This window comes from Ensifer sp. Root127 (genome assembly GCF_001425225.1).
In the GTDB taxonomy this organism is placed as follows: domain Bacteria; phylum Pseudomonadota; class Alphaproteobacteria; order Rhizobiales; family Rhizobiaceae; genus Ensifer; species Ensifer canadensis.
Genome location: NZ_LMDX01000001.1, coordinates 1,062,193 through 1,077,869 on the forward strand (window position 1 = coordinate 1,062,193; position 15,677 = coordinate 1,077,869).

Here is a 15,677-nt window from a genome sequence, read left to right on the forward strand (position 1 = left end):
AGTATTTTTGCCTGCCGGCATTCACGTGGCCACCAGCGTCAGGCCCGTCCGCGCAGGCGGTCCGACAGCATCGAGCGGATGCGCTGCTCGATCACGCGGCTGACTTCCTTGCGGTTGGTGTGGTGGTCGTAGTCGACGGCCTCGCCGAAATCGACATCCACCTCGATCGCCCCTTCGCGCAGGATACCGAGCAGATGCGGCACCAAGCCGGTATCACCGGGCCAGGCGGCGATCGGCCTGTTGAAGCGCCCCATCGGCATTCCGTGAATGCCCGTATAGGATATGGCGACCGGCTGAACGTGGACCATGCCGGTCGGTGAATGCGGCACAGCAGAAGCGGCTGCGCCGAACAGCGACGTCTTGATTTCGAGCAGGCGGTTGCCGTCGGAGGTCGTGCCTTCCGGGAAAAGCACGACGATCTCGCCGCAAGCGAGCCGCTGGCCGATCTCGCTGACCTGCTTTCCGGTCGACCGCTTTTGCTCGCGCACGACGAAGATCGATGCCTGCAACCGCGCGAGAATGCCGAAGACCGGCCATTGCTTGACCTCGGACTTGGCGACGAAGACGACGTCGGCAACCGAAGACAACACCAGGATATCTTTCCACGAGGCGTGGTTGGCGCACAGAAGCAGCGGCCGGCGGCGTTCGGGCATGCCATGGACGCGCACCTTGATGCCGAGCAGATAACAGGCCATGCGGTGCCAGTAGCGCGGCAACAGGCGGCGCGGCTTCAGATCGAGCCAAAGGCAGACGATCTGGATCGGCATCAGCACGAGCGAGGCCAACGCCAGCACCAGCGCGAACAAAATGATCCGCAGCCAATTGATCATCGAAAAGGATTTCCTGCGCCGTTCACGCGCCACTCCGCATGGTTGCGCGAAGCCCCGGTTCATCCGGGGCGTGCCGAACCAATCCGGTTCGCACTAGCGAAGATCGAGCCGCATGACAAGCGCAGCGGTGCGCTGTCCTGTCTTGTCCTGGTAATAGGCGCGGCGTTCGCCGACCTTGAGGAAGCCGAGCTTACGGTAAAGCCCGATCGCGGCCTGATTGGTCTCGTCCACTTCGAGGAACAGCGTGTCCGATCCCTTGACCGAAGCTTCGCGCATCGCCGCCTGCATCAGCCGCCAGCCGAGGCCGGAACGGGCATAGCGCGGATCGACGCCGATGGTCAGGATTTCGGCCTCGCCGGCCACCGCACGCGACAGAACGAAGCCGCCGAAGGCAGGCCGGAGCGAGCCGTTGGTCTGGCGAGCGACAAAGCCGAACACCGTGTCCTGGACCAGCAAGGCGTGGATTTCGCCATCGCTCCAAGGCGCCGCGAAGCGCTGGCGATGCAGGCCGGCGGCGGCGATGAGATCCGGCTCTTCCAGCGGGAAGATGTCGAATTCGGCACGGCGCGTGAAGTAATCGGTGAAGTTCATCTGTGTCTAGGCTCGGGCAACGGCAAAGCCCGCTTGCGGCTTGGCGTCGGGCCCACGAAGATATAGCGGCTTCGGCTTGGCCGAGGCTGGATCAGCAATAACACCGAGCCGCGCAACGACTGCGATATCGACGAGATCCGGGGTCTTGACCGGCGTCAGAGAGGCGAGCAGTTCGGCGCCCGAACCGGCCACGCATCCCTCGAAACCGGCAAAGCGGTCGCGGGCAACCGTGACCGACAGCGCTTCCGGCTCCGTGACGGCATGGCCTGCGGCATCGTAGGCCTGGACATAGACCTCGTCGCGCTTGGCGTCGATCGCGACCAGCACCGATTTGCCCGGCGCCGCGGAACGGGCTTCTTCTGCGATAACGTGAAGGGAGGAAATGCCGACCGCGGGCTTGCCAAGCGCAAGCGCCAGTCCGCGCGCCGTCGCGACCCCGACACGGATACCGGTGAACGATCCCGGGCCGATGGTGACGGCGATGCGGTCGATATCGCCGATCGGGCGATCGGCTGCGACGAGCGCCTCGTCGACGAACTCCATCAGCCTTTCGGCATGGCCACGGCCGATGTCGGCACCGGATTGCCCGAGAACTGCCGACGAACCACTGTCATAGATGGCAGCGGAACAGCCGGACCCTGATGTGTCGATGGCAAGTACGATCATTTCAGTTGCAGCGATTTCCAGACGCATCATGCCGCGAAGCCCGATCGGCATCGCGGTTACGCTTACTCACACTAGTGATCAGCTGCAGCCTCGAAAGGCGCAGCCGTTCGCCATCGCGATATCAGACGGCTTCGACCGCTTCCACCTCGGGAACGAAATGCCGCAGCAGATTCTGCACGCCATGCTTCAGGGTCGCCGTCGACGACGGGCAGCCAGAGCAGGCACCCTTCATGTTCAGGAACACGGTACCGTCCTTGAAGCCGCGGAAGGTGATGTCGCCACCGTCCTGAGCCACCGCCGGGCGAACCCGGGTTTCGAGCAGTTCCTTGATGGTTGCGACAATGGTCTCGTCGCCGGGCTCGAAGAATTCGTCTTCTTCGTCCAGCTGCTCGGCGCGGCCCGCTCCGGCCATGATCGGCGCACCGGACATGAAGTGCTCCATGATCGAGCCGAGGATGGCGGGCTTCAGGTGCTGCCACTCCTGCCCGTCCTTGCTGACGGTGATGAAGTCGTAGCCGAAGTAGACACCGCTGACGCCAGGGATCGAGAACAGGCGGGCAGCAAGCGGCGAACCGGCGCGTGCTTCTTCCTCGTCGCGGAATTCGGCAGTGCCGCTTTCCAGAACGACCTTGCCCGGCAGGAACTTGAGCGTGGCCGGGTTCGGCGTGGCTTCGGTCTGGATGAACATGTCTCTCTCCGTCTCGCCGGGATCGGTTCCCTCAACCGGCTCTTTAGAATAATTCAAAAGAATATAAGATCTTCGTTCCGCCCTCGCAAGAGCGCAAAGAGACGCAGCTCAGCTGAGCGCGTCGATTTCCTCGTCGGTGAGCAGATCCGGGATGACCGTCACCGGGATCGGGAAGGCGGCCGCCTTGCCGGCGATCGACGACACCAGCGGACCGGGGCCCTCCTTTGCCGAGCCTGCGGCCAGAACCAGGATGGCGATGTCGCGATCCTCTTCGATGGCCGAATGGATCTGCTCGGTTGCTGCCCCTTCGCGGATGACGATTTCGGGTTCTATTCCGATGCGCTCGCGGACGGACTGCGCCACCTTGGCGAGCGTCGCTTCCGCCTCGTCGCGCGCTTCCGCACGCATGATTTCCTCGACCCCCAGCCATTGCTGGAAGTCGCCGTCGGCGATGACATAGAGCAGGACGAGACCGCCATTGGAATTCTTGGCGCGCATGCCAGCATAGTGGACAGCGCGGCCGCATTCCGGGGTATCGTCGATCACCGCCATGAATTTGCGGCGGTGACCTTCAAGTCGTGAGAGTCGGGTCGAGACCATGCGGCGAACATTACACTCCAGATAAGCCGCCGCAAGGCCTCATTTTCGCCTTTTACTGCAGAAATCCGATGATTTCGCGAACCTCGCTCATGGTCTTTTCCGCCCGCGCCCGGGCACGCTCGCCACCATCGCGAAGGATGGCGTCGATGTGGGCCGTGTCGCCCATCAGGCGGCGCATCTCGCCAGTGATTGGCGACAGAACCTCGACCGCCAGGTCGACCAGGGCCGGCTTGAACACCGAGAACTGCTGGCCACCGAATTCGCCCAGCACTTCTTCCTTGGTCTTGTCGGAAAGGGCCGCATAGATGCCGACGAGGTTTTCCGCCTCGGGGCGTCCCTTGAGGCCGTCGAGCTCGCTCGGGAGCGCATCCGGGTCGGTCTTGGCCTTGCGGATCTTCTTGGAGATGGTTTCGGCATCATCCATCAGGTTGACGCGCGAAAGATCCGACGGATCGGACTTCGACATCTTCTTGGTGCCGTCACGCAGCGACATGACACGCGGCGTTGCGCCGCCGATCAGCGGCTCCACCGGCGGGAAATAGGCATGAACAGGCTCTTCGCCGACGACCATGTCGACGCCGTAGCCACCACGACGGATGTGCTCCATGAAGTCGATATTGAATTTCTGGGCGATGTCGCGCGTCAATTCGAGATGCTGCTTCTGGTCGTCGCCGACAGGAACATGGGTGGCGCGATAGACGAGAATGTCGGCGGCCATCAGGCTCGGATAGGCAAGCAGGCCCAGCGAGGCGTTCTCGCGGTCCTTGCCGGCCTTGTCCTTGAACTGGGTCATCCGGTTCATCCAGCCGATACGGGCGACGCAGTTGAAGATCCACGCGAGTTCCGCATGCTGCGGCACGGCCGACTGATTGAAGACGATATGCTTTTCCGGATCGATGCCGGACGCGATGAAGGCTGCGGCGATCGAGCGGATCTGCCCCTTCAGGTCCTCATGCACGAGCTGCGCGGTGATCGAATGCAGGTCGACGACGCAATAGATGCAATCGTTGTTTTCCTGCAGAGCCACGAACTTGCGGATCGCGCCGAGATAATTACCGAGATGGAGGTTGCCCGTCGGCTGCACACCGGAAAATACGAGCGGCTTGAATTCGTTCATGTCGTCCTCAATAGGCTGGTGGAGGGCCCCAGGGTTCATCACCCATGTTGCTAACGGCATGGCTTATGCACGTCGGGCGGGGCGCGATCAAGTGGTGCGAATCCGAGTGGGCGACGCCGATTAAAATAGGCATCGCCGCTTCATCACCGGATGGTTCAGGCGTCTGCGTCCGGCGCTGGAGCAGGGTCTGCCTTGGCCTTCGCCTTGCGCTTGATGTTGCGGCGGATCATGCCGAGATTAGCGCCGCCGATACCGAAGGCGATCGCGAAATAGATCGCCATGGCGACGGCCACCAGACCGCAGAGCGTGGTTGCGCGCACGATCAACGGCGCTGCCGACGACACTTCGTAGGCCAACCACTGAAGAGCATAATGCAAGGCGAGCGCCATGCCGGCCGCGGCAATGACGAGACGGGGAATGCGGGTCAGAAGCGGAATGTCGCGTCCCCAATGGCCACGCCAGACGAGCATGCCGAACAGCAGCACGGCATTCACCCAGCCGGCAACGATTTCCGCCGTCGCGATGCCGCTTGCGCCCAGCCGCGGAAACAGCGTCAGCGCCAGCGACACGTTCACCGCAACCGAAATGCCGGCAAAGACCATCGGCGTGCGCGTGTCCTCGCGGGCAAAGAAGCCGGGGATGAACGCCTTGATCAGCACGAAAGCCGGCAGGCCGAGGCCGTAGATCGCCAGGATATGGCCGACGACCACCGTCGACGACGCGGAGAATTCACCACGTTCGAACAGCAGCCGGACAATCGGCTCCGACATGACAAGCAAGGCCGCCGCCGCCGGCAACGTCAGAAACAGGGTGAATTCCACCGAGCGGTTCTGCAGGTTCGCGGCCTCGTTGACGTTGCCGGAGCGCAGCGCGCGCGCCAGTTCCGGCAAAAGCACGGTTGCGACCGCAATGCCGACGACGCCGAGCGGCAGCTGGTAGATACGGTCGGCATAGACGAGCGACGACACAGCACCTTCCTGCGCCGAGGCGATGTTGGTGTTGATCAGGAGGTTGATCTGGGTGATGCCGCCGGTGATCGCGGCCGGCAACGCCAGCACCAGCAGCCGCCTGACATTGGCCGTCAGCCGCGGGCGGCGAAAGCCGATCTTGATGCCGGCGTCGCGCACCGCGACCCAGACGATCGCCAATTGCACGAGACCGGCCGCCATCACGCCCCAGGAGAGGCCGTAGCCGACCGCAATCGGATCCTGGCCGATGTACCAGGCATGGCCGAGGATGCCGATGAGGATGATATTGAGGAACACCGGAGCGATCGCCGCGGCGAAATAGCGGTGCAGCGAATTGAGCATTCCCGCCATCATCGCGGCAAGCGACATGCAGGCGAGATAGGGAAACATGATCGTCGCGAAGACGATGGTATTGCCGAGCTTCGCCGGATCATTGGCGAAACCGGGCGCGATCAGGTTGCTGACGATGAACGGCATCGTCAGTTCCATCACCACCGTCAGGAACAACAGCACGGTGAAGAGAACGCCGAAGACTTCTTCGGAGAACCGCCGCGCCCCTTCCATGCCGTTCGCCTCGATCTCCCTGGCAAAAAGCGGCACGAAGGCGGAATTGAATGCGCCCTCGGCAAAGAGCCGGCGAAAGGTGTTGGGCAGGCGGAAGGCGGTGTTGAAGGCATCGGCGACCGGGCCGGTGCCGAGGGCCGCCGCCATGAAGGTTTCGCGGATGAAGCCGAACAGACGGCTGCCGAGCGTGGCGCCGCCGACGGTTGCAAATTTCTTGACCAGACTCATGTTTCGGCTTTTGTCGTTCTTTGAGCGGAGGACGTGCCTACGGCAGGCGCGATGATGCCGGATGGCATCCGGTCTCGAACCTCGTCGGCCTCGTCGGCCATGACGGCCTTGAGGCGGGCGGCGATGTTCATCTGGCGGTTTTCACTGGTGACCTTCTGGCCGACGAGATCGGTGATGTAGAAGGTGTCGATGACCTTCTCGCCGAAGGTGGTGATGTGCGCCGAGGCAATGTCGAGCGAAAGGTCCGACAGGACGGCGGTGATCTCCGACAGCAGGCCGGGACGGTCGAGACACTCGACCTCGATGACCGTGAACTTGTTCGACAGCGTATTGCTGATCGTCACCTCAGGCGTAACAGTGAAGGCCTTGTTGCGCTTCTTGACCTTGGTGCGGCTGGCGATCACCTCCGGCAGCCGCTTGCGACCGGACAGCGCGTCCTCGATCAACCTGCCGATGCTGGCCGCCCGGCGCGTCTCGTCGCCGTCGACGGAAAACTCGCGGTTGACCAGGATCGTATCAAGCGCCCGGCCGTCCGAAGTGGTGAAGATCTGCGCGTCGACGATGTTGGCGCCCGCCGCAGCACAGGCGCCGGCGATGACCGTCAAGAGCCGCGGATGGTCGGGCGACAGCACGGTGATTTCGGTGATCGCATGGAACTGGTGCGTGCGCACCATGGTCGACAGCGCCTTGCCGGCGGCATCCGCCTCGCGGATGAAGCGGGCGTGACGCACCTGATCCTCGAGCGCCACGGTCAGCAGATAGGGTTGATAATGCAGCCGCACATAGGCTTCGCGCTCGCTTGCCGGCCAGTCGGTCAGCGCGTCGCTCAGCATCGTTGCCGCATGGGCAGCGCGCTCCTTGCGCGACAGCTCGGAGAAGCCGCCCGAAAGCAGGAGTTCGGTTTCATAATAGAGTGTACGGAGCAGCTGCCCCTTCCAGCCGTTCCAGACGCCCGGGCCGACGGCGCGGATGTCGCAGACGGTGAGGATCAAGAGCATCTTCAACCGGTCGAGCGACTGCACCCGCTCGGCAAAGTCGACGATGGTCTTGCGATCGTTGAGGTCGCGGGTCTGGGCGACCATCGACATTGTCAGGTGCTCGTCGATCAGCCAGGCGACAAGCTCGGTTTGCTTCGGCGTCAGGCCAAAGCGCGGGCAGAGCCGGCGCGCCACCTTGGCACCGGCGACCGAATGATCCTCCGGCCGACCCTTGGCGATATCGTGCAGAAGCACGGCGACGTAGAGCACCTCGCGGTCCTCGATCCCCGGCATCAGTTTGGCGACCAGCGGGTGGGCGTCCTCCTCGATGCCGCGCTCGACGCGCGAGAGAACGTCGACCGCGCGCAGCAGATGCTCGTCCACCGTATAGTGGTGGTACATGTTGAACTGCATCATCGAGACGATCTTGCCGAAATCCGGAATGAACCGCCCGAGCACGCCCGCTTCGTTCATGCGGCGAAGGATCAGCTCCGGCTTGCGGCGCGAGGTCAGGATCGACAGGAACAGCCGGTTCGCCTCCTCGTTCTCGCGCAGCTGCGGCTTGATCAAGCCGAGCGAGCGCGTCACCTGCCGAAGCGCTGCCGGGTGGAACTCGAGATTGTTGATGTCGGCGATGTGGAAGAAGCGCAAAAGGTTGACCGGATCGCGCTTGAACACATCGGGGCTCGAAAGTGCTATGCGCCCGCCGTCATCGACGAAGTCGAGCGTGCCGGCAATCTTGCGGCTGCGATGGGTGAAGCGGCCGATGATGCCGGAAAGGCCGGGCGCGTCCTTGGCCTGCTGGTCTTCGAGTGCGGCGCAGAAGATGCGGGTGAGATCGCCGACATCCTTGGCCACCAGGAAGTAGTGCTTCATGAAGCGCTCGACCGCCGAAAGGCCGGGGTGGTCGTGATAGCCGAGCGCCTCGGCGATCTCGCGCTGAATGTCGAAGGACAGCCGTTCCTCGGCCTTGCCGGTCAAGAAATGCATGTGGCAACGCACCGCCCAGAGGAAATCCTCCGCCTTCTGGAACAGCTTGTATTCCGTGCGGGAGAGGACGCCGAGCTTGATCAGATCGGCCGAATCCTTGACCCGGTAAAAATACTTGGCGATCCAGAACAGTGTGTGCAGGTCTCGAAGCCCGCCCTTGCCTTCCTTGACGTTGGGCTCGACGAGATAGCGCGTGTCGCCGGCCTTGCGGTGGCGCTCGTCGCGTTCGGCAAGCTTGGCGGCGATGAAGTCCGGCCCGGTGTTGCGCACGATCTCATGGTCGAAGCGCGTTTCGAGTTCAGCCGCCAGCGTTTCGGAACCACAGATATAGCGGGTCTCGAGGATTGCCGTGCGGATCGTCATGTCGGCACGCGAGAGCCGGATGCAGTCCTCGATCGTGCGGGTGGCGTGGCCGACCTTGAAGCCCAGATCCCACAGGATGTAGAGCATGAATTCGATGGCGGGCTCGGCCCAGACGGCCTTCTTCACCGGCAGCAGGAAGAGCAGGTCGATGTCCGAGCCGGGTGCCAGCGTGCCGCGGCCGTAACCGCCAACGGCAGCGACAGCGATGCGGCTTGCCGGGGCTGCATTGGCGGCATCGAAAATCTCGTTGAGCACGAAATCATGCAGCACCGTGATCAGCTGGTCCTGAAGCCAGGAGATACGCTCGGCGCAAAGGATACCGCCGCCATCGCCAGCAAACAGTTCGCGCGCCTTGGCGCGGCCTGCAACATTTGCCTGTTTGAAGGCCGCAAGCAGTGCCTGACGCATCGGTTCGCGCTGCTCGGCGTGGGCCGAGGCGATGAAGTCGCATTTCGCCCGAAGCGCCGCGACGTCGAGAATTTCGGGAAAGGAAGTTTCGTGTCTGCCCATGAAGTGCCGAGGGGCGTCCTGTCCGACTGGTTGCGTGGTCCGCTGCATGAAGAGCATTCCTGCATGCTCCCATCCGATCAAGGCCGAACCGGGACGTTGCAGCATTTCAAAATTAATACAGGCTCATCGCCACGCCCTCGAAAGGCGCGCGGCGCTGTATAGCCTTTTTCACCGACGCATGCACAGGAAAAACGGTATGCCCGTCACCGGGCGCTCAGTTCCTTTTTCAGGGCGTAGAGTGCGTCCAGCGCCTCGCGCGGCGTCATATCGTCGGGGTTGAGTGCCTTCAGCGCCTCGTCAACCCTGGAGTTTCCAGCGGGCTTGGCTTCCTCGCGCCGGATCGCCACCTGGAACAACGGCAGATCGTCGATCAGCTGGCTTGCGGGGTTCTTGCGATCGGCGTCTTCGAGCTTGGCAAGCACGTCCTTGGCCCGAGCCACGACCGAAGCCGGCAGACCGGCAAGACGGGCGACCTGAATACCGTAGGAACGGTCGGCGGCACCCGGCCCGACCTCGTGCAGGAAGATCACGTCGCCGTGCCACTCTTTGACGCGCATGGTCGCATTCGAAAGCCGGCCGAGCTTTTCCGAAAGCACGGTCAGCTCGTGGAAGTGGGTCGCGAACAATCCGCGGCAGCGGTTCGCCTCATGCAGATGCTCGACGGCTGCCCAGGCAATCGACAGACCGTCGAAGGTCGCAGTGCCTCGGCCGATCTCGTCGAGGATCACCAGCGAGCGATCGGTCGCCTGATTGAGGATTGCCGCCGTCTCGACCATCTCGACCATGAAGGTCGAGCGTCCGCGGGCAAGATCGTCGGAGGCGCCGACGCGCGAGAACAGGCGGTCGACAATGCCGATATGGGCGCTTGCGGCGGGAACGAAGGTGCCCATCTGCGCCATGATCGCAATCAGCGCGTTCTGCCTGAGGAAGGTCGACTTACCGCCCATGTTCGGACCGGTCAGAAGCCAGATCGCCCCGCCCTCTTCGCCTGTTGGCGGCGACAGATCGCAGCCATTGGCAACGAAGGCGTTGGACGCCTGACGCTTCAAGGCTTGCTCGACGACGGGATGGCGGCCGCCTTCGATGGCGAACATGCGCGTGTGGTCGACGATGGGGCGAGCATAGTTCTGCTCTTCGGCAAGCGTCGCGAGGCCAGCCGAAACGTCGACGGTCGCAAGCGCCAGCGCCGCAGCCTTGATGATTTCGGCCGCCGCCACGACGTCTGATGTCATCGCCTCGAACGCGGCAAGCTCGATCGACAGCGCCCGGTCGGCCGCATTGGCGATCTTGCTCTCAAGCTCGGCAAGCGCTGTCGTGGTGAAGCGCATCGCGTTCGCCATGGTCTGGCGATGGATGAAGCGGGCGCGGCCCTCGTCGGTGTCGGTCATCGAGCCGGCATTGCCCGCCGTCACCTCGATGAAATAGCCGAGCACGTTGTTGTGCTTGATCTTCAGCGACTTGATGCCGGTCTCTTCGGAATATTGCAGCTGCAGCCCGGCGATAACCCGGCGTGACTGGTCGCGCAGCCCCCGCACCTCGTCGAGATCGGCACTTGCCCCTTCCCGCAGGAAGCCGCCGTCGCGCTTCAGAAGCGGCAATTCGTCGGCAAGCATCGTATCGAGGTGGTCGAGGACGGCCGATGGCAGGGCATCGATCGCCGCCCGTGCCTCGACAAGCTCCTCAGACAGATTGCCGGAAGCCATCAGCCGGGAGATCGTTGCCGCTGCCTTGAGGCCCGCCTGGATGGCGCCGAGGTCGCGCGGGCCGCCGCGGCCAAGCGCCAGCCGCGACAACGCACGCGGCATGTCGGGGGCGCGACGAAGAGAATCGCGCAGATCGCCGGCAAAGGAGGGCTGGCTGGCCAGAATCTCGATCGAATCCAGCCGCTGGTTGATGCGATCGGGATCGGTCAGCGGTGACATCAGCCGTTCGGCCAGGAGCCGCGCTCCGCCGCTCGTCACGGTTCGGTCGAGCGCTTTCAAAAGCGTGCCTTCGCGGGCGCCCGACAGGGTTTTGACGAGCTCGAGGTTGGCCCGCGTCGCCGGATCGATGAACAATGTCGAGGCAGCGCTCTCACGCTCGGGTGTGCCGAGAGCCGGACGTTCGGCAAGCTGGGTCTTTTCGACATAGGAGATGGCAGCGGATGCCGCCGCCAGTTCGGCGCGCGAAAAGCTGCCGAAACCATCGAGCGTCTTGACGCCGAAGTAGCGGGCGATGCGGCCCTCGGCCGTGGCGCTGTCGAACAGCACGCCCGGCTGCGGCACGGCCACCCGGCCGAGCACGTAGAACACGGGACGCAGTTCCGGGTCGTGGAAGACGGTGTCGGCGAGGATCAGTTCGCGCGGCTCGATGCGCAGGATGTCGGCGAGCAACCGGCTCTCACCGGTTTCGGCGAGCCTGAAGATGCCGGTCGAGATATCGATCCAGGCCAGCGCATAGGCCGGCTCCGAACCGCTCTTGATGCGGGCGAGCGCCATCAGATAGTTGGTCTCCGAGGGCGAAAGCAGCTTCTCCTCGGTGATCGTCCCCGGTGTCACCAGCCGGACGACGTCGCGGCGCACGACTGATTTGCTGCCGCGCTTCTTGGCTTCGGCAGGATCCTCGACCTGCTCGCAGACCGCGACGCGAAAGCCGAGACCGATCAGTTTCTGCAGATAATCGTCGGCCGCATGCACCGGCACGCCGCACATCGGGATTTCCTGTCCCATATGCTGGCCGCGTTTCGTCAGCGTGATGCCGAGCGCCCGCGAGGCTTCGACTGCGTCCTGGAAGAACAGCTCGTAGAAGTCGCCCATGCGGTAGAAAAGCAGCGAATCCGGGTTGTTCGCCTTGATCTCGATGAACTGCTCCATCATCGGCGTCGCCGTGGAGCGGCTCTCCTCGGTCGCCAGTTCGGCTGCAGAAAACACCTCGCCGGAGCGGCTCGATTGGTCTGTCACGAAATTCATGATTGTCCCGAAAAAAGAGATGGCACACTATCCGCAAGCAATTATAGACGACAACCATAAAGAGACGCCCCGACAGGGTCGCCCACAGGAGGATAGAGGAAACATGCCGGCCACCGACAAGACCGATCGCACTATGACGAGCGTCACCGCGCAGGAAGCGCTCGATTTTCACTCGCAGGGTCGTCCCGGAAAGCTGGAGATTTCCCCCACCAAGGCCATGGCCACGCAACGCGACCTGTCGCTCGCTTATTCACCGGGCGTTGCAGTGCCGGTCCTGGCGATCGCCGAGGATCCCGCCACCGCCTACGATTACACGACACGCGGCAACATGGTCGCGGTCATCTCCAACGGCACGGCCATCCTCGGCCTCGGCAATCTCGGAGCGCTCGCCTCCAAGCCGGTCATGGAAGGCAAGGCGGTGCTGTTTAAGCGCTTCGCCGACGTCGATTCGATCGACCTTGAGGTCGACACCGAGAACGTCGACGAGTTCATCAACTGCGTGCGCTTCCTCGGCCCCTCCTTCGGCGGCATCAACCTCGAGGACATTAAGGCGCCGGACTGTTTCATCATCGAGCAGAAGCTGCGCGAGGTCATGGACATTCCAGTGTTCCATGACGACCAGCACGGCACAGCGATCATCGCAGCCGCCGGCCTCATCAACGCGCTGACGTTGACCGGACGCGACTTCAAGACCACCAAGCTCGTCTGCAACGGCGCCGGCGCCGCGGCCATCGCCTGCATCGAGCTCATCAAGGCGATGGGCTTCAACCCGGAAAACGTCACCCTCTGCGACACCAAGGGCGTGATCTTCCAGGGCCGCACCGAAGGCATGAACCAGTGGAAGTCGGCGCATGCGGTCAAGACCGACCGCCGCACGCTTGCCGAAGCGCTCGAGGGTGCTGACGTGGTCTTCGGCCTTTCGGCCAAGGGCGCGCTGTCGGAGGACATGGTCCGCTCGATGGCGCCGCGGCCGATCATCTTCGCCATGGCCAACCCGGATCCGGAAATCACCCCGGAAGAGGTCGCCCGCATCCGCGACGACGCGATCGTCGCGACCGGCCGTTCGGACTACCCAAACCAGGTCAACAACGTACTCGGCTTCCCCTATATCTTCCGCGGCGCGCTCGACGTGCGCGCCTCGACGATCAACGACGCGATGAAGATCGCCGCGGCGGAAGCGCTCGCAAGCCTCGCCAAGGAAGACGTGCCGGACGATGTCGCGGCCGCCTACCAGGGCAACCGCCCGCGCTTCGGCGCGCAGTACATCATCCCGGTTCCCTTCGACCCGAGGCTGATCTCGGCGATCCCGATGGCCGTTGCCAAGGCGGCGATGGAAACCGGCGTCGCACGCAAGCCGATCGTCGATCTCGAAGCCTATGGCCGCCAGCTTTCCGCCCGCCGCGACCCGATTGCCTCGACGCTGCAACGGATCTACGAGCGCGTCCGGCGCCAGCCGAAGCGCATCGTCTTTGCCGAAGGTGAAGAAGTGCAGGTCATGCGCTCGGCGATCGCCTATGCCAACCAGCAGCTCGGCACCGCGATCCTGCTCGGCCGCGAGGACCGCATGCGCGAGACCGCGGAGCGCGAGGGCATCGATCTCGACCGCCCCGGCATCCAAATCGTCAATGCCCGGGTTTCCAAGCGGGTCGGAGCCTATACCGACTACCTCTACGCGCGCCTGCAGCGCAAGGGCTCCCTGTTCCGCGATGCCCAGCGCCTGATCAACAACGACCGCAACCACTTCGCCGCGTGCATGGTCGCGCTCGGGGATGCCGACGGCATGGTCACGGGCATAACCCGCAACTATTCGACGGCGCTTGACGATGTGCGCCGCTGCATCGACCCGAAGCCGGGCCACCGGGTCATCGGCGTGTCGATCGCCCTCTGCCGCGGCCGCACCGTTCTGGTCGCCGACACGGCCGTACACGACATGCCGTCGTCGGAAGAACTCGCCGATATCGCCGAGGAAGCAGCCGGCCTCGCCAAGCGCCTCGGCTACGTGCCGCGGGTGGCGATGCTGGCCTATTCGACCTTCGGCCATCCCTCGGGCGAACGCTCGGAGCGGGTGCGCGAGGCGGTCAACATTCTCGACAAGCGCCGTGTCGACTTCGAATATGACGGCGAGATGGCCGCCGACGTGGCGCTCAATTCGCGGGTGATGGAGCAGTATCCCTTCTGCCGCCTTTCAGGCCCTGCCAACGTGCTCGTCATGCCGGCGTTCCACTCCGCCTCGATCTCGACGAAGATGCTGCAGGAACTCGGCGGCTCGACCGTCATCGGTCCCCTGCTCGTCGGTTTCGACAAATCGGTGCAGATCGTTTCGATGTCGGCGAAGGATTCCGACATCGTCAACATGGCGGCAATCGCTGCCTACAACGCCGGAATGTAGACTCGGTAATTGATGTCCGATTTCGGGACACACCCTGCTCCAGCGATGAACAGGGTGTGTCGAGCCGATGCAGAAACAGCATGGATCTGCATACAAAAGAAGAGCTCGACACCCTTGGGAAAGGGGTCGAGCTCAATACATGATGGAAGACTTACTTCCAGTGCGATGAAAATAATATGGAGACAGAGCGCAATATACGCCAATCTCATATGAAGCTGGCGGTTCTCTCCGTTATTTATTCTATAATTTCGTCATGAAACCAAATTACTTCTTGACAAGACTAGTCCATCTTTCGACATCGAAAGTCAAACCCATCCTTAATATCTGGTTAATTGCGTCAAGCGCCTGTCAGGATACAGACGTGGCAAACCGCCCGGCATCCGCACCGTAGTAATTGAGATAGCGGCCGGAGATGTTGCTGATCGGCAGAACGATCAGCACGTCGGTGGTGCGGAACGCATGGTCGACCACCGCGCCGTCGCCGACCATGGCCCCAAGGCGCATGTAGCCCTTGATCAGCGGCGGCAAGGCGGCCAGAGCCTTCTTCGGATTGATGGCCTCTACCGGCATCATGTCCATGGTCCGGTGCAGTTCGGGGCGGGCGCCGACGGCCCATTCGTCGCGAGCAAGGATATTGTGGTGAAGGAAGGAAAGCGCCAGCGCATGTTCGGCGGGGACGACGCCTGGAAACGATCCGCAGCCGAACATGGCATCGACACCGTATCTCAGAGCATAGGCCCAGTTACCCTGCCAGAGCAGTTCCACGGTGCGCTTCGTGCGGTAATCCGGCAGCACGCAGGAGCGTCCGAGCTCCATGAAGCGCTTGCTGGAGTGGCGGGAGAGAAGTGCTCCGACATCGAATTCCGAAGCGGAATAGAAGCCGCCGGCGCGCTCGGCCACGTCCTGGCGCAGCAGGCGGTAGGTGCCGACGATCTGGTCTTCCGGATCACCCTCGATCGCCGTGTCGAGCACAAGCAGATGATCACAGATCGCGTCCCAGCTGTCGACGTCGCGCTTGCGACGGTCGGCGTCCGGCCCGACCTGCGCCTTCATTTCCTCGACAAAAACCTTGTAGCGCACCGCCTGCGCCGCATCGATCTCCGATGCGCTGCGTGCAAGCCGGGTCTCAAGATTAGCTATTCGGCCGAGAACGTCGGTCGCCGGGGCGGTCATTGTCTTGCCGACGCAAGCTTGAGAAGTGTCTACCACGCTCGTCGAATCCAGAAGGTCGATCGTCATCCGCGTCAT

11 protein-coding genes are annotated in these 15,677 nt (G+C 63.1%); 1 reads left to right on the forward strand and 10 read right to left on the reverse strand.

The window, feature by feature from the left end:
* Nucleotides 1–38: 38 nt before the first annotated feature.
* From ASD03_RS04985 to mutS, 9 genes are all read right to left on the reverse strand, one after another.
* The gene (locus ASD03_RS04985; protein WP_025425706.1) at nucleotides 39–830 is read right to left on the reverse strand and encodes a lysophospholipid acyltransferase family protein; all 792 of its coding nucleotides are present in this window, start codon (nucleotides 828–830) and stop codon (nucleotides 39–41) included.
* 93 nt (nucleotides 831–923) lie between these two features.
* Nucleotides 924–1,421 (reverse strand): N-acetyltransferase, encoded by a 498-nt coding sequence (locus ASD03_RS04990; RefSeq protein WP_025425705.1) that lies wholly within the window; start codon nucleotides 1,419–1,421, stop codon nucleotides 924–926.
* Between the two features lie 6 nt (nucleotides 1,422–1,427).
* Nucleotides 1,428–2,087: a tRNA (adenosine(37)-N6)-threonylcarbamoyltransferase complex dimerization subunit type 1 TsaB gene (gene tsaB / locus ASD03_RS04995; RefSeq protein WP_025425704.1), complete on the reverse strand. Its 660-nt coding sequence runs from the start codon at nucleotides 2,085–2,087 to the stop codon at nucleotides 1,428–1,430.
* A 121-nt stretch (nucleotides 2,088–2,208) separates the two neighbouring features.
* On the reverse strand, nucleotides 2,209–2,775 hold the full coding sequence (locus ASD03_RS05000; protein WP_025425703.1) for a NifU family protein: 567 nt from the start codon (nucleotides 2,773–2,775) through the stop codon (nucleotides 2,209–2,211).
* Between the two features lie 108 nt (nucleotides 2,776–2,883).
* Nucleotides 2,884–3,375 (reverse strand): universal stress protein, encoded by a 492-nt coding sequence (locus tag ASD03_RS05005; RefSeq protein WP_025425702.1) that lies wholly within the window; start codon nucleotides 3,373–3,375, stop codon nucleotides 2,884–2,886.
* A gap of 52 nt (nucleotides 3,376–3,427) precedes the next feature.
* Nucleotides 3,428–4,492, reverse strand: coding sequence for a tryptophan--tRNA ligase (gene trpS, locus ASD03_RS05010; protein ID WP_057204292.1), 1,065 nt, complete (start codon nucleotides 4,490–4,492; stop codon nucleotides 3,428–3,430).
* A 155-nt stretch (nucleotides 4,493–4,647) separates the two neighbouring features.
* On the reverse strand, nucleotides 4,648–6,252 hold the full coding sequence (gene murJ / locus ASD03_RS05015; RefSeq protein WP_025425700.1) for a murein biosynthesis integral membrane protein MurJ: 1,605 nt from the start codon (nucleotides 6,250–6,252) through the stop codon (nucleotides 4,648–4,650).
* Nucleotides 6,249–9,092: a [protein-PII] uridylyltransferase gene (locus ASD03_RS05020; protein ID WP_025425699.1), complete on the reverse strand. Its 2,844-nt coding sequence runs from the start codon at nucleotides 9,090–9,092 to the stop codon at nucleotides 6,249–6,251. The genes murJ and ASD03_RS05020 overlap by 4 nt, the downstream gene beginning before the upstream one ends.
* A gap of 203 nt (nucleotides 9,093–9,295) precedes the next feature.
* Nucleotides 9,296–12,040 carry a DNA mismatch repair protein MutS gene (mutS, locus tag ASD03_RS05025; protein ID WP_057212511.1) on the reverse strand — a complete coding sequence of 915 codons (2,745 nt, stop codon included), beginning with the start codon at nucleotides 12,038–12,040 and terminating at the stop codon, nucleotides 9,296–9,298.
* Nucleotides 12,041–12,143: 103 nt separating this feature from the next.
* Between mutS and ASD03_RS05030 the strand changes: the two genes are divergently transcribed.
* Entirely contained in the window at nucleotides 12,144–14,429 is a 2,286-nt protein-coding gene (locus ASD03_RS05030) for an NADP-dependent malic enzyme (protein WP_025425697.1), read from the forward strand.
* A 348-nt stretch (nucleotides 14,430–14,777) separates the two neighbouring features.
* Here ASD03_RS05030 and ASD03_RS05035 read toward each other — a convergent pair whose 3' ends face one another.
* On the reverse strand, nucleotides 14,778–15,668 hold the full coding sequence (locus ASD03_RS05035) for a GNAT family N-acetyltransferase (RefSeq protein WP_025425695.1): 891 nt from the start codon (nucleotides 15,666–15,668) through the stop codon (nucleotides 14,778–14,780).
* Between the last annotated feature and the right edge of the window lie 9 nt (nucleotides 15,669–15,677).

Bases quoted from the DNA above. Each gene is read 5' to 3' on its own strand.
- tsaB (WP_025425704.1), bottom strand. From the start codon at position 2,087: ATGATCGTACTTGCCATCGACACATCAGGGTCCGGCTGTTCCGCTGCC.
- ASD03_RS04985 (WP_025425706.1), bottom strand. From the start codon at position 830: ATGATCAATTGGCTGCGGATCATTTTGTTCGCGCTGGTGCTGGCGTTG.
- murJ (WP_025425700.1), bottom strand. From the start codon at position 6,252: ATGAGTCTGGTCAAGAAATTTGCAACCGTCGGCGGCGCCACGCTCGGC.
- mutS (WP_057212511.1), bottom strand. From the start codon at position 12,040: ATGAATTTCGTGACAGACCAATCGAGCCGCTCCGGCGAGGTGTTTTCT.
- ASD03_RS05005 (WP_025425702.1), bottom strand. From the start codon at position 3,375: ATGGTCTCGACCCGACTCTCACGACTTGAAGGTCACCGCCGCAAATTC.
- ASD03_RS05000 (WP_025425703.1), bottom strand. From the start codon at position 2,775: ATGTTCATCCAGACCGAAGCCACGCCGAACCCGGCCACGCTCAAGTTC.
- ASD03_RS05020 (WP_025425699.1), bottom strand. From the start codon at position 9,092: ATGGGCAGACACGAAACTTCCTTTCCCGAAATTCTCGACGTCGCGGCG.
- ASD03_RS05035 (WP_025425695.1), bottom strand. From the start codon at position 15,668: ATGACGATCGACCTTCTGGATTCGACGAGCGTGGTAGACACTTCTCAA.
- trpS (WP_057204292.1), bottom strand. From the start codon at position 4,492: ATGAACGAATTCAAGCCGCTCGTATTTTCCGGTGTGCAGCCGACGGGC.
- ASD03_RS04990 (WP_025425705.1), bottom strand. From the start codon at position 1,421: ATGAACTTCACCGATTACTTCACGCGCCGTGCCGAATTCGACATCTTC.
- ASD03_RS05030 (WP_025425697.1), top strand. From the start codon at position 12,144: ATGCCGGCCACCGACAAGACCGATCGCACTATGACGAGCGTCACCGCG.